This is a genomic window from Streptomyces sp. UNOB3_S3, assembly GCF_020740895.1.
Lineage (GTDB): Bacteria > Actinomycetota > Actinomycetes > Streptomycetales > Streptomycetaceae > Streptomyces.
In genome coordinates this window covers 1-13193 of the sequence record NZ_JAILXP010000036.1, presented here as the reverse complement: position 1 = coordinate 13193, position 13193 = coordinate 1, and the positions used below count along the sequence as shown (strand labels likewise).

The window sequence follows — 13193 nt, the reverse complement described above, 5'->3', positions numbered from 1 at the left end:
CGTCCGGAGCGAGTGAACACCCGAGGGGTAAACGCGCCCTAAATGCGCTGGCCGCGCGCCCCTTCGGGGAACCCGCCCCGCCCCTTCACCGTTCCCGGGGGCTCCGCCCCCGGAACCCGGCCACCGTCGCGATCGCGACGACCACGGCCGTGGCGCACAGCAGGGACCAGCGGACCCCGGCGTACTCCGTGAGCGCCGCGCCGAAGGCCGCGCCGAGCCCCAGGGCGAGGATGACGCCGAGCCGGCGTGCCGCGCGGCGGCCGCCGTGCCGGCCCCCGCCGGGGTCCTGGACCAGTCCGATCAGGGCGCCGGTGAGGCCGAAGGTGACGACGAGGTCGGGCACCGCGAGTCTGCGGATGGTGGCGCAGCGGACGCCCATCGCCAGCGCGAGCAGTCCCGTGACGGTGTCCCGGACGGCCGGTGCCGACAGCGGTGCGAGCCACGCGAGCGCGGTGGCGGCGGTGAGGAAGGCGGCCTCGGTGGTCAGGGCCCAGGGGAACCAGCACCGGCCGCCGTGCCGTTCGGCCAGCCGCTCGCCGCGGCCGGCCAGGGCGACGCCCGCGACGAAGCACACGACGGCGACGACCGGGCCCGGCTCGGAGTAGCCCGGCACACCGCCGAAGGCGAAGCCGAGGACGATGACGTTGCCGGTCATCATCCCGGTGAAGACCTTGCCCAGGCCCAGGAAGCTGATGGCGTCCACCATGCCGCTCACCGTCGTCAGCACCAGGATCACCGACGGCAGCGCACCGCCGCGGCTCTCCGGGGGCGCCTCGGCCCCGGTCCCGGCCCCGGCTTCGGCTTCGGCTTCGGCTTCGATCCCGGCTCCGGTCGCGGCTTCGGGTAACGGGGGCACGGCGGGACCTCTTCCGGAAGGGGACGGGGTCTCCTGCCTATCAGCGCCCGCGCCGGGCACGCGAAAAAGTGGAACCTTTCACGCCACTTCGCGCCCGGAGCAGCGTCACCGCGCCGCGTCGTCGCGCTCCTCGATACGGAAGCGGAACGAGGCGGTGCCCGGATCGATCGCGGTCGCCCCACCGTCGACGGTGAGGGACGCGCCGTTGACGAAGGAGGCCGCGGGCGACAGCAGCCAGGCGATCGCCTCGGCCACCTCCTCCGGCGCGCCGGGGCGTCCCGTGGGCAGGAGCCGGGTCGCCTCCTCGTACGCCGCGTCGGCGCCGCCCTCCCCCAGGCCCGCCTCCTCGGCGAACCGCGTCATGCGACGGTCGGCCATCTCCGTGCGGATCCAGCTGGGGCAGACGGTGTTGGCGCGCAGCCCGCGGTGGCCGTAGTCGACGGCGAGGGAGGAGCAGAGCTGGCGGAGGGCCGCCTTGGAGGTGGCGTACGCGGCGTTGGCCACGCCATTGCGCAGCGCGGCGACCGAGGCGACGGCCACCACGGAGCCCCGGGTCTCCAGCAGGTGCGGCAGGGCGGCGCGCAGAAGCAGGAAGGGGCCGGTGAGGTTGGTGGTGATGACGGTGTCCCAGTCCTCGACCGAGAGGTCGCCGACGGCTCCGCTGCGGCCGACGCCGGCGTTGAGCACCACGCCGTCGAGCCGTCCGTACGCGGTCACGGCCGCGTCGACGAGGTCCGCCACGGCCTCGGGGTCGGTGGCGTCGGAGGGGTGGGCCAGGGCCCCGGTCTCCTCGGCGACGCGCCGCAGCGGTTCGGGGCGGCGTCCGGAGATCACCACCTGGTGTCCGGCCGCGCGCAGGAGCCGGGCCGTGGCGGCGCCGATGCCCGTCCCGCCACCGGTCACGAGGACAACGCGCTGATCGGTCATGGTCGTACCACCTCCGGAGTTGATCGCTGACATATCGTCATGATCATACGGACGCGGTCCCGTCGGCGGGGCCCTCTCCTACTCCCCCGTCTCCGGTCCGTCGGCCGCCACGCCCCGTGGCGCCGGCGAGAGCAGCAGCCCCGTCTGCGCGGCGCGGGCGCCGGCCTGGAAGCGGCTGACGGCGCCGAGCTCCGCCATGGCGGCCTTCATATAGCGGCGGCACGTTCTGGTGGAGATGGCGAGGCGGCGGGCGATCACCTCGTCCTTCAGCCCGGCGGCCATCAGCCGCAGCACGGTCCGGTTCAGTTCGTCGACGACCTTCTCGTACTGGGCCTCCTGCGCGTCGAAGGGCTGGGCGAGGACCCAGACGTCCTCGAAGCGGCGGTGCATGAAATCGGCGACCGTGGCGTTGGTGACCATCGCCGCGCCGCCGTCGGCGCCGTCCTCCGGTGTCTGGGGAACGAAAGCCACGGACCGGTCGAACACGACGACGTATTCGCAGACCTCGGCGCTGGTGCGCACCTCGGCGCCGGCCTCGGCGGCCTGGCAGACGAAGGCGCGGGTGGCCAGGCTGGCGCGTTCGGCGTGCTGGTAGACGACGCGCATACGGACGCCCCTGCGCAGCAGGGCGAGGGTCCACTCGCGGGTGTGGCGGACGGCGTCCGTGTCGCGGCCGCCGTTCGGCTGGATCATCACGGCCTCGTGGCGGCAGCGCAGGGCGGCGGCGTCGAGCTGGCGCCGGACCTCCTCGGGGTCGTGGATGGTGCGGGTGCCGTCCGGTGGGTGGGGCGAGGGGGCGCTGTCGAGGTAGACGGGCAGCAGCGCGTGGAGCTGGCTGCGGACGTGGGCGATGCGCTGTTCGTGCTCGTGGATGTCGCGTTCGAGCGGGGCGACCACGACGGCCTCGGCCAGCTCCGGGTGGACGGGGACGAGCGGGGCACCGGCCCCGGTCGCGGAGAGCAGCCCCATCGCGTGGAGGGTGTCACGGGCCCGGGCCAGTTCGCCCGGCGGGATGCCGAGCCTTTCCATGATCGCGACTTCGTCGAAAGAACCGTGTCGCAGGGCCAGCGTGTAGACGGAAACGCAGGCCGAATCCAGATCGGTCAACTTTGCCCCCCGGCATTCTCAATGTCCTTGTTCGCTCCCACGCTTTCCGCTTGTTGCCAGGTCACTATAGGACACCTCTATCCGGTTGTTGCCAGGTCACTATAGGACAGCGGGACGTCATGGCCCGGGGGCCGTCGGGGCCCGCATACTCGAGGTGTCGGGGGCCGGTGCTGCGGCACGCACCCGTGCCCGCGACGGCTGAGTTGCTACATGGGGGGACTACGGGGTGCGCAACAACCGGGCGAATTTTGCCCAGATCATAGATGTCGTCAACTTCCTCCCCGAGCGAATCGTCACCAATGGGTCGCAGTCGGCCGGTGACGAGCTGGGGGACGATCCATTTTTTCGGGGGGTCGCGGAGCGCCGCTTCGCCTCGCCGGACCACAGCTCCGCCGAACTCGGCGCGCTCGCCGTGGAGAAGCTGCTGAACCGTACGGGTGTGGCCGCCACGGACGTGGACCTCATCATCTACAACTGCGTCTTCAACGACACCTTCTGGCCGGGCATCGGCCCGGCGGTGCAGAACGCCGTCGGCGCGGACCGCGCGATGATCCTCCAGGTGGACACGAGCTGCTGCTCCTGGCTGTCCGGGGTGCGGACGGCCGCCGCCTTCATCGAGTCCGGGCAGCACCGCAATGTGGTGGTGCTCACGGTCACCAACTTCGTCTCGCGGCTCCCGGAGTTCCAGAAGTCGTCGCGCTCGCGCGTCCTCGGTGACGGCGCCACCGCGACCTTGCTGGCCCCCGGCGAGCAAACGATTCTCTCCACATACGAGCGGTCGCACGGCGAGCACTACGGGCTGCTGCGCTTCGAGCCCGATGTGGTGGACGGGCAGTTCCGGCAATTCTGGGAGCGGGGCTGTGGCCCCATCACGGTCAACTTCACCCGGGAGAGCGTGGACGCGCTGCGCGCGAACGCGATGCGCCTGGTGCCGGAGGCCGTGGGGATCAGTCTGGAGCGGGCCGGTCTGGAGAGCCGGGACGTCTCGCTCCTCATCACCCACCAGCCGAACGACGAATACCTCGCCGAGTGGCGCCGGCGCTGTGGCATCGAACCACCGCGCGCGCATGACACGCTGGCCAAGTACGGGAATCTCTTCGCGGGATCGATCCCGGTGACGCTGGCCGACGCGCTGGACAACTCCCTGGTCAAGCCGGGTGACATCCTGGCCCTCGGCACCTTCTCCAACGGCGGGGACATGGTCAGCGCCATGACGCTGCGCTGGCCCGCCGCCCGCGCGTGAGCACCACCGGACCCGGTGTGCCGCTCCGCGCTGATTCCGGGAATTCGCCGGGGAATTGCACCGGGCCGCCGAAGAACGTATACGGCTTCTTTACGGCCGTGCAATCCCCGCTCCCGTAACCTTTCCGGACCACAGTATTCAAGGAGGCGTCATGACGCCTGAACCGAATCCCGCCGCGCCTGCCGAAGGTTCCGACCTGGACCGCCTCGATCTCATTCGCTGTGAGAACACCGACGCGGAAGAGATCCACAAGCTCATGCTCGACATGACCAAGGAAACCTATTCGCACGAGGAGATATTCGGTCCCTACTGCACGCTCGGCGAGCACATCGACGTCCCCTACGACGTGGTTATCGACTACCTCGCCGACATCCATTCCCTGGAGGAATGGTCGTACAGCATGCGGGAGCTGAGGCACATCGGCGGCGGGCTCTACCGGGGCCGCGAGGCCATCCAGCCCAACACCGAGATCTTCATCCGGGCCGAGGTCACCAAGGGTCCGCAGCACGGCCAGGTGGTCTGGCCCTGCGCCTGGGACCAGGGCCGGGAGCTGTGGATGCGCTACTACTTCACGATCATCGACGCCTGGCCGACCCTGCGCCGTCCCGGCACGGTGATCATCTGGACCAACTGCCGCCACCCCTACTACGACCGTGAGGTCACGGACGTGCCGGAGTACATCGCCGCCGGCCGGGCGCGCACCGACCGGTACTGGGTCGGCGACATCTGGCCGCAGTTCGACGCGATCCACAAGGTGGAGATGGCGAACCTCAAGCGGATCCTCGAGCACCGGTTCTCGGTCGGCACCGTCGGCCCGGCCGGTTCCACCAGCGGGTCGGGGCCGAGCGATGCGACTGGATGACGCGCTGGTCACCACGCTCCGCGACTGGGACGTCCGTTATGTCTTCGGGGTCAGCGGGGCCAACATCGAGCACGTCCACGACGCCATCCACCGGCTGGGCGGCGACCGGCTGCGGTCGGTGATGGCCCGGCGCGAGGACGGCGCGGCGTTCATGGCCGACGGCCGGGCGCGGGTCCACCGCACCCTCGGCGTCTGCTGCGCCACCTCCGGCGGCGGCATGGTCAACCTCCTCGCGGGGCTCGCCGAGTCCTACGCGGAGTCGGTCCCGGTCCTCGCCCTCATCGGGCAGCCGCCGCTCCAGCTGGAGGGGCGCGGCGCGTTCCAGGACTCCTCCGGGATCGGCCGCACCGTCGACGCGGTGGGGCTGCTGCGGGCCACCACCAAGCGGGTGACCAAGATCGAGGACCCGGCCGACTTCTGGCCGGAGCTCCACGCCGCCGCGGTCGCGGCGCTCACCGGCCGGCCCGGCCCGGTGGCGCTGCTGCTGCCCCGGGACGTCTTCGAACTGAACGTGGGGCCGCGGCCCGTGGACTGGCCCACCGATCTGTCCGCGCTGCTCGCCCCCGCCGAGGCCGCCCCGCACACCGTGCGCCCGCTGTTCGACGCGCTGCGCTCGGCCGAGCGGCCGGCGCTGCTGATCGGGCACGGGGTGCGCCGCAGCGGCGCCGCCGGCGTCGTCACCGAGTTCGCGCGGCGCGCGGGCGTCCCGGTGGTCGCCACCATGGCTGCGCGCGGTGAGTTCCCCAATGACGACCCGCTGTTCCTGGGGGTGGCGGGCGTGGTGGGGCACCCCTCCGCGCACCGTTACCTCAAGGAGTCGGACCTGGTCGTCGCGGTCGGCACCGGGCTCGGTGTGATGACCCGGGGGCCGCTGGGCCCGCTGGATCCGGCGCGGCTCGCCGTGGTCAACATCGACCCCGGGGAGGCGGAGCGGGCCACCGCGCCCGGCCTGGTGGTCGCGCGGGACGCCGGGGCCGTCTTCCGGGGTCTGCTGGAGCTGCTCGACGCCGAGCCGTTCACGGCGGCGCCGCCCGAGGACTACGAGTTGCTGCGGTACCGTCCGCGCCTGGCGCCCCCCTCGGGCGGGGAGCCCACGCCCCGCACCGCCCGCGACACCCTGCGGCAGAGCGAGGCGATCCGGGCCATCGAGTCCTATCTGCCGCGCGACGGCCACATCGTGCTGGACGCGGGCAACTGCGCCTCGGCCGCGATCCATCTGGCCCATGTGCCGGAGGGCGCCTCGTCGACCATCGCGCTGGGCATGGGCGGCATGGGCTACAGCATCGCCGCGGCCATCGGCGCCCAGCTGGGCTCGGCGCCGGGCACCCGGTCGGTGGTCCTCTGCGGGGACGGGGCGTTCCTGATGAACGGCTTCGAGGTGCACACCGCCGTGGCCGAGCGACTGCCCGTGCTGTACGTGGTGTTCAACAACAACATGCACGGCATGTGCGTCACCCGTCAGCAGACGTTCTTCGACTCCCGGCTGGAGGCCGTGCGCTATCCGTCGCTGGACGTGGCCACGGTGGCGTACGGGCTGGGCGGGCCGGACCGGCTCTGGGTCGGCACCGCCGGCACGCTGGAGGAGCTCCACGTCCGGCTCGCCGACTACCACGACGCCCACGCGCACCTGCCGGGCGTCCTCGAACTGCGGCTTCCGGTCGAGGAGGTGCCGCCCTTCGCGGCCTTCCTCCCGGAGGACGAGCCGACGTACGCCGTCGGCCGCCGCACCGGCAGCCGGGTACTCGCCGGCTGAGCACCGCCCTGTCCGGTGGCCGCCCGGCGGCGGCCACCGGACGCGGAAAGACCGGCCGGCGGAGCCGGCCGGGCACCAGGCAACACTCAGGGGGAGAGAACAGATGGAGCAAGACACTCGCCGTGCCGTCGGCACCGGGGAAGCCGCCACCGGCGGCGCCGCGCTCGGGACGGCACCGCCCGCCGCGGTCCTGGACGACGCCGCGCGGGCCGGGGCGGTCACCGTCGCGCCCGGCGACGCCCGGTACGCGGACCTGCGGCGCGGGTACAACCAGCGCTGGGTCTCTGGCGCCGAGTCCATTCGTCTCGTCCACACCCGGCGCCAGGTGGAGGACGCGGTCCGCGAGGCGTTCGCGGCCGACAAGAAGATCGCCATCCGCAGCGGGGGGCACTGCTACGAGGGCTTCGGCATCGACGCCAAGCTCCTCCTCGATCTGTCGCACATGAACGCCGTCTACTTCGACGAGCGGCGCGGCGCCTTCGCGATCGAGCCCGGCGCGACGCTCGGCGAGGTGTACCGGGCGCTGTACAAGGCCTTCGGCGTCACCATCCCCGGCGGCGCCTGCCCCTCGGTGGGCATCGGCGGGCACATCGCCGGCGGCGGCCACGGCCCGCTGTCGCGGCTGCACGGCCTGACCGTCGACTACCTCCACGCCGTCGAGGTCGTCACCGTCAACGCCGCGGGCAAGGTCGCCACCGTCGTCGCCACCCGTGAGGACTGGGAGAAGGGCCGGCCCAAGGGCGCCCTGTGGTGGGCCCACACCGGCGGTGGCGGCGGCAACTTCGGCGTCGCCACCCGCTACTGGTTCCGCGCCCCGGGCGTCACCGGGAACGACCCGGCCACGCTGCTGCCCAAGCCGCCCGCGGAGGTCTTCGTCTCCACGGTCACCTGGCAGTGGGCCGAGGTGACGGAGGATATCTTCACCCGGCTGGTGCGCAACTACAGCACCTGGTGCGAGAACAACAGCGCCGCGGACTCGCCCTACGCCGCCCTCTACAGCCAGTTCATGCCGACGCCGCGTGCCGCCGGTTCGTTCTCGATGATCGCGCAGTTCGACGCCACGCGGCCGGACTCGGAGCGGCTGCTGAACGACTTCTTCGCGGCGGTGGGCGAGGGCACGGGCCTGACGCCCAAGACGCAGGTCCTGCGCCTGCCCTGGCTCCACGCCACGATGTGGCAGGGCCTGACGGGGCCGAACACCCCCACGTTCAGCTTCAAGGCCAAGTCGGCCTACCAGCGCGCGTGCCTGCCGGACGAGCAGCTGCGGGCCATGTACCGGCACCTCGGGGGCGAGGTCGGCTACGGCAACCCGGCCGCCCGCCTCCTCATGATCACCTTCGGTGGGAAGATCAACACCCGCCCCCGGGAGGCCACGGCGTATCCGCACCGCGACTCGGTGATGGAGCTCCACTACGTCACCACCTGGCTGCCCGGCACGGACGACACCCCCCACCTGAAGTGGCTGCGGGACTTCTACGCGGACGTGTACGCGCCGACGGGCGGCGCGCCCGTGCCCAATGACGTCACCAACGGCTGCTACGTCAACTACCCGGACACCGACCTCGACGACCCGGCGTACAACAGCTCGGGCCTGTCGGCCCACCAGCTCTACTACGCCGACAACCTCGAGGCCCTGGTCGCGGCCAAGCAGGCCTTCGACCCGCACGACGTCTTCCGCCACGCGCAGTCGATCCCGGTGAAGTGAGGTCGGAGAAGGATGACGCGATTACACGAGCTCCGGCTGCACCTCAACGAGAACCCCTACCCGCCGCTGCCCGAGGTCCGCGAGGCCCTCGCCGCGCAGCTGGACGCGGTCAACCGCTATCCGGAGTTCACCCCGGACACCCTCGTCGGAATGATCGCCGACTGGCTGGGGGTCGCCCGCGAGGGGGTGGCGGTCGGCAACGGCTCGGTCGGGATCGCGCTCCAGGTCCTCGACCTGTGCACCGGGCCGGGCGACGAGGTGGTGTACGGGTGGCGGTCCTTCGACGCCTACCCCATCATCACGCGGATGGCCGGGGCCGAGGCGGTGCAGGTGCCGCTGACGTCCTCCGGCGAGCAGGACCTCGACGAGATGCTCGCCGCGGTCACGCCCCGGACCAGGGTCGTGGTGCTGTGCAATCCGCACAACCCGACGGGCACGGTCTTCGGCCGCACCGCGCTGAAGTCCTTCCTCGCCGCCCTGCCGGAGCGCGTCACGGTGATCCTGGACGAGGCGTACCACGAGTTCGCCCGCGACGCCGAGATCCCGGACGGGCTGGACCACCTCGCGGACCACCCCAATCTGCTGGTCCTGCGCACCTTCTCCAAGGCCTACGGGCTGGCCGCGCTGCGCATCGGCTACTGCGTCGCGTCGCCGGCGCTGGCCGGGCGGCTGCGCGACGCCTCGCTGCCCTACGGCATCAGCCCGCTCGCCCGGGTCGGGGTGGCGGCGTCGCTGGGGGCCCGGGAGCAGCTCATCGAGCGCGTCGACGCGATCGTCAGCGAGCGCGACCGGCTGCGCGAGGGCCTCACCCGCCTCGGCTGGCACAGCTTCCCGAGCCACGGCAACTTCCTGTGGCTCGGGGCCGGGGACGCCAGCGAGCGGCTGGCGGCGGCGCTGGGCGAGGCCGGGGCGCTGGTGCGCTGCTACCCGGGCGAAGGGGTGCGGCTGACCGTGGGCCTGCCCGAGGCCAACGACCTCGTCCTGCGCGCCGCCGGTCCGGCGGCCGCCTGAGCCAAGGCCCCTCCCCGCGCGGGGAGGGGCCTCCTCCACGTCCGGCCGAACCCGGGCCGGCGCACCACCGAAGGAAACCGTCGATCGGGCGACCGATCACAGAGCACAGGAAGGACACGATGAGCGAGACAATCTTGGTGCTGGGCGCCACCGGCAAGACCGGCCGCCGGGTGGCGGACCGGCTGCGGGAGGCCGGCAGGACCGTACGCGCCGCGAGCCGCGGCGGTGACACGCGCTTCGACTGGCAGGACGAGTCGACCTGGGCGGCGGCGCTGGCCGGCGTCCACGCCGTCTACCTGGTGGCACCGACCGTGCCGAGCCAGGCGTGGGCCGTGGTCCCGCCGTTCGTGCGGCAGGCCGTGGCGGCGGGTGTCCGCCGGCTGGTGCTGCTGTCGGCGCGCGGCATCGACGCGGCGGGCGACGAGAAGTTCCTGACCTCCGAGCGCGCGGTGCAGGATTCGGGGGCGGAGTGGACGATCCTGCGCCCCGCGTGGTTCGCGCAGAACTTCAGCGAGGCGTTCTTCCTCCCGCAGATCCTCGAGGGCGTCCTCGCGGTGCCCACCGGTGAGGGCAAGGAGCCCTTCATCGACGTCGAGGACATCGCCGACGTGGCCGTGGCGGCACTCACCCGCGACGAACACTCCGGCAGGATCTACGAGCTGTCCGGGCCGGAGGCGCTGACCTTCGGCGAGGCCGCCGCGAGGATCGCGGCGGTGCTCGGCCGGGAGATCCGCTTCGTGGACCTCGACGGCGAGGCCTTCCTCAAGGGCTCGGTCGAGGCCGGTGTCCCGGAGGAGCACGCCGGGGTGCTGCTGGGCCTGTTCACGGTGATCCGCAACGGCTTCGACGCACACCTGAGCACCGGCGTCCAGGACGCGCTGGGCCGTGAGCCCCGCGGCTTCGACGCGTATGTGCGCGCGGCCGCCGCGTCGGGCGCCTGGGCCGGCCAGGCCCGCTGATCACATCCACGGATGCGGTGGCCGGCACCGGCGGGTGCCGGCCACCCGGGGAGGTCGTATGAACAGCAACTCGTACACCGGCGTCCGGCCGCTGACCCCGGCGCCGCTGATGGCGATGGCGGACGGCTTCCGCGTCGCCAAGGTGCTCGCGGTCGCGCTCGACTTCGATCTGTTCACCAGGCTCAGCGGCACCGAGGGCACCACGCCCGAGGAGCTGGGCCGGGCCGAGGGGCTCGCCCCGCGCCCCGCGACGCTGCTGCTGACCGCGTGCGCCTCGCTGGGGCTGCTCGACAAACGGGACGGACGGTACGTCAACTCGGAGCTGTCCGAGGAGTTCCTGGTGCGCGGCAAGCGCTACTTCTTCGGCGACCTGGTCACCTTCACCGACCGGCGCGAGTACGAGGCGTGGGGCAGGCTCGACGTCGCCCTGCGCACCGACCGGCCCAACACCTGGGACCCGGACACGGAGCAGACGCTGTTCGACCCGCAGGACGAGCACATGGCGGAGCTCTTCCCCAAGGCGGCGCACTCCGGGGCGGTGTTCACCGCCCGGGCGATGGCCCTGTCGCACGACTTCGGCGCCTACCGGAGGCTGCTCGACGTGGGCGGCGGGCTGGGCTCCTTCTGCGGCGAGCTGTGCACCCACTACCCGGACCTGCGGGCCACCGTCTACGACCTGCCGTTCGTCAGCCGGATGGCCGAGAAGCGGCTGACGGAGACGGCGGTGGGCGACCGGGTGGACGCGCTCGGCGGCGACTTCTTCGCCGACGACCTGCCCACCGGCTACGACGCCATCCTGCTGACCAACATCCTCCACGACTGGAGCGACGAGGAGAGCGCGCGGATCCTGGCCAAGTGCCACACCGCGCTCGGCTCCGGGGGCGAGGTCATCATCGGCGAGGCGTTCCTGGACGACGACGGCACCGGTCCGGTCGCGGGTGCCGTGGCGGGCCTGAACATGCTGGTCGAGACGGCCGCCGGCACCAACCGCAGCCGTGCCGCGTACACCGGGATGCTGACCCGGGCGGGCTTCACGGACATCCGCCGGGTCGGGCTGGCCGTCGACGCGCCGCTGATCAACGGCGCGCTGGTGGCACGGAAGGCCTGAACGTTTTTTCCGGCGGCCCGGGTCCAGGGGGAGACCAGGGCCGCCGGAAAGGGGGGATCCGAGGGGAGCGGACCACCCGGACGACATCCGCGGGGCGATGAGGAGGACTCGTCCCTGGTGGTCGTCACCATGGCGCCGGACCAGGACGCCAAGGGAAGTAAATATATTTACCGCCGAGTACGCAAGAGCATGAAAAATTTCATTCGAGCCGGAGGCCTGAAAAAGGGCCCTGGCCGTGCGGCCGGGCCCGGGTCGGCGCCCGCTCGGTCGTCCGTCAGCCGTCCGTCGGTCGCCCGTCAGTCGTCCAGGAAGAAGTCGTGCTGCTCCGCCGCCTGCTCGTACTTCTCCAGCCGGAGCTGGGTGCGCTCGGGGTCGGCGTCGGCCATGGCCTGGAGCAGGGCCGCGCACAGGACGCCGGGAGCCGCGTACGAGTCGAAGACCAGGCGGGAGCCGGTGGGCGCGGTGAAGGTCACATCCGCCTCGTCCACCAGCGGGCCGAGCGTGAGGTCGGTGATCAGCGCGACGCGCAGGCCGGTGCCGCGGGCGGCCCGGACGGCCGCCAGGGTCTCCTTGGCGTGCCGGGGCATGGCGAAGGCGAGCACCCAGGTGCCACCCGCCTCCCGGGACTGGAGCAGCGCGTCGTAGGCCACGCTGCCGCCCCGGGAGACCAGGCGGACGTCCGGGTGGACGCGCCGGGCCGCGTAGGCGAAGTACTCGGCCAGGGAGACGGAGATCCGCAGGCCGAGGACGGTCAGGGGGACCGAGCGGGCCAGTTCGCGGCCGACGTCGAGGATCCGGTCGGTGTCGGTGAAGACCCGGCGCAGGCTCTCCAGGTTGGCGATCTCGGCGTCGACGGCCGCCTGGAGTTCGTTGCGGCGGCTCTCCGCCCGGGCCTCCGGGGCGCCGGCGACCGCGCTCAGGGCGATGGGCTGGAGCGCCTCGCGGAGCGCGGGGTAGCCGTTGAAGCCCAGGGACGTGGCGAAGCGGGTCACCGAGGGCTGGCTCACGCCCACCCGCTCGGCCAGGTCCGTGATCGACAGGAACGCGGCCTCGGTGAGGTGGTCGGTGATGTACTGCGCGATGCGCCGCTGGGCCGGGGACAGCCGGTGGCCGCCGAAGAGGGCGCGCACGGTGTCCCCCGGCGGCGGCTCCGCGCCCGGGGGCAGCCCGCCGGGAGTGATCGCGGACGCCTGTGCTCGTGCCCGCTGCCCTGATCGCACCGGTGTGCCCCCTTCTCTGCTCTTCGGCTCAACATAGCCCACCCGCCGCGGGCGGTGAGAGGTGATCGCCCACTGCCACGGCGGGACCTGTCGGGGGCTCAGCGGCCGGACGGGCGGACCGGTCCCGGCGCGGCCGTCCCCGCTCGTAGGCCCGGAAGGCGGTCACGCACACCAGGAGGGCGGCGGCGAAGACGGGCAGCCAGGCGAGCCGGGCGAGCAGCCAGCCGGGCCCGTCGGGGAGGGTGTGGAGGCCGGGCAGCGGGGTGCCGGCGAGCAGGCCGGTGGCGGTGACGGCCATCATCGCGGTCTGGTGCCAGAGGAAGACCGTCATCGCGGAGAGGTTGAGCAGGGCCACGGCCGCCCAGAGGGCGGGGCGGCGGGTGAGGAGCCGCCGCAGCGGGGCGAGCAGCAGCAGGGCGGCCGTGGCCCTGCTCAACCTCTC

At 72.5% G+C, this 13193-nt stretch carries 11 protein-coding genes and 1 pseudogene; 7 read left to right on the top strand and 5 right to left on the bottom strand.

Annotated elements, in window-relative coordinates; genetic code table 11:
• Positions 1-85: 85 nt before the first annotated feature.
• From K6I33_RS06475 to K6I33_RS06465, 3 genes are all read right to left on the bottom strand, one after another.
• Complete coding sequence (locus tag K6I33_RS06475; protein WP_229348713.1) at positions 86-856, bottom strand: YoaK family protein; 771 nt, start codon at positions 854-856, stop codon at positions 86-88.
• A 105-nt stretch (positions 857-961) separates the two neighbouring features.
• Entirely contained in the window at positions 962-1783 is an 822-nt protein-coding gene (locus tag K6I33_RS06470) for an SDR family NAD(P)-dependent oxidoreductase (protein WP_229348712.1), read from the bottom strand.
• 78 nt (positions 1784-1861) lie between these two features.
• Entirely contained in the window at positions 1862-2890 is a 1029-nt protein-coding gene (locus tag K6I33_RS06465) for a helix-turn-helix transcriptional regulator (RefSeq protein ID WP_229348711.1), read from the bottom strand.
• 226 nt (positions 2891-3116) lie between these two features.
• Here K6I33_RS06465 and K6I33_RS06460 point away from each other — a divergent pair, with 226 nt between their 5' ends.
• The 7 genes from K6I33_RS06460 (at position 3117) to K6I33_RS06430 (ending at position 11531) form a co-directional block, all read left to right on the top strand.
• On the top strand, positions 3117-4133 hold the full coding sequence (locus tag K6I33_RS06460) for a 3-oxoacyl-[acyl-carrier-protein] synthase III C-terminal domain-containing protein (protein ID WP_229348710.1): 1017 nt from the start codon (positions 3117-3119) through the stop codon (positions 4131-4133).
• 151 nt (positions 4134-4284) lie between these two features.
• A complete protein-coding gene (locus K6I33_RS06455) occupies positions 4285-4995 on the top strand; it encodes a hypothetical protein (RefSeq protein WP_229348709.1) in 711 nt (236 codons plus the stop codon).
• On the top strand, positions 4982-6748 hold the full coding sequence (locus tag K6I33_RS06450) for a thiamine pyrophosphate-binding protein (RefSeq protein WP_229348708.1): 1767 nt from the start codon (positions 4982-4984) through the stop codon (positions 6746-6748). The genes K6I33_RS06455 and K6I33_RS06450 overlap by 14 nt, the downstream gene beginning before the upstream one ends.
• Positions 6749-6851: 103 nt before the next feature.
• Positions 6852-8453, top strand: coding sequence for an FAD-binding oxidoreductase (locus K6I33_RS06445; RefSeq protein ID WP_229348707.1), 1602 nt, complete (start codon positions 6852-6854; stop codon positions 8451-8453).
• A 12-nt stretch (positions 8454-8465) separates the two neighbouring features.
• Entirely contained in the window at positions 8466-9464 is a 999-nt protein-coding gene (locus K6I33_RS06440; protein ID WP_229348706.1) for a histidinol-phosphate transaminase, read from the top strand.
• 119 nt (positions 9465-9583) lie between these two features.
• On the top strand, positions 9584-10423 hold the full coding sequence (locus tag K6I33_RS06435; protein ID WP_229348705.1) for an NAD(P)H-binding protein: 840 nt from the start codon (positions 9584-9586) through the stop codon (positions 10421-10423).
• 58 nt (positions 10424-10481) lie between these two features.
• On the top strand, positions 10482-11531 hold the full coding sequence (locus K6I33_RS06430; protein WP_229348704.1) for an acetylserotonin O-methyltransferase: 1050 nt from the start codon (positions 10482-10484) through the stop codon (positions 11529-11531).
• Between the two features lie 296 nt (positions 11532-11827).
• Here the strand turns inward: K6I33_RS06430 and K6I33_RS06425 are convergent, their stop codons facing one another.
• Together K6I33_RS06425 and K6I33_RS06420 are read right to left on the bottom strand one after the other, a co-directional pair.
• Complete coding sequence (locus K6I33_RS06425; protein ID WP_229348703.1) at positions 11828-12751, bottom strand: MurR/RpiR family transcriptional regulator; 924 nt, start codon at positions 12749-12751, stop codon at positions 11828-11830.
• A gap of 28 nt (positions 12752-12779) precedes the next feature.
• Positions 12780-13193: pseudogene (locus tag K6I33_RS06420) on the bottom strand (hypothetical protein); the annotation flags it as partial.

Excerpts from the sequence above, each read along its gene's own strand:
- K6I33_RS06430 (WP_229348704.1), top strand. The coding sequence starts at position 10,482 with ATGAACAGCAACTCGTACACCGGCGTCCGGCCGCTGACCCCGGCGCCG.
- K6I33_RS06435 (WP_229348705.1), top strand. The coding sequence starts at position 9,584 with ATGAGCGAGACAATCTTGGTGCTGGGCGCCACCGGCAAGACCGGCCGC.
- K6I33_RS06450 (WP_229348708.1), top strand. The coding sequence starts at position 4,982 with ATGCGACTGGATGACGCGCTGGTCACCACGCTCCGCGACTGGGACGTC.
- K6I33_RS06440 (WP_229348706.1), top strand. The coding sequence starts at position 8,466 with ATGACGCGATTACACGAGCTCCGGCTGCACCTCAACGAGAACCCCTAC.
- K6I33_RS06455 (WP_229348709.1), top strand. The coding sequence starts at position 4,285 with ATGACGCCTGAACCGAATCCCGCCGCGCCTGCCGAAGGTTCCGACCTG.
- K6I33_RS06470 (WP_229348712.1), bottom strand. The coding sequence starts at position 1,783 with ATGACCGATCAGCGCGTTGTCCTCGTGACCGGTGGCGGGACGGGCATC.
- K6I33_RS06445 (WP_229348707.1), top strand. The coding sequence starts at position 6,852 with ATGGAGCAAGACACTCGCCGTGCCGTCGGCACCGGGGAAGCCGCCACC.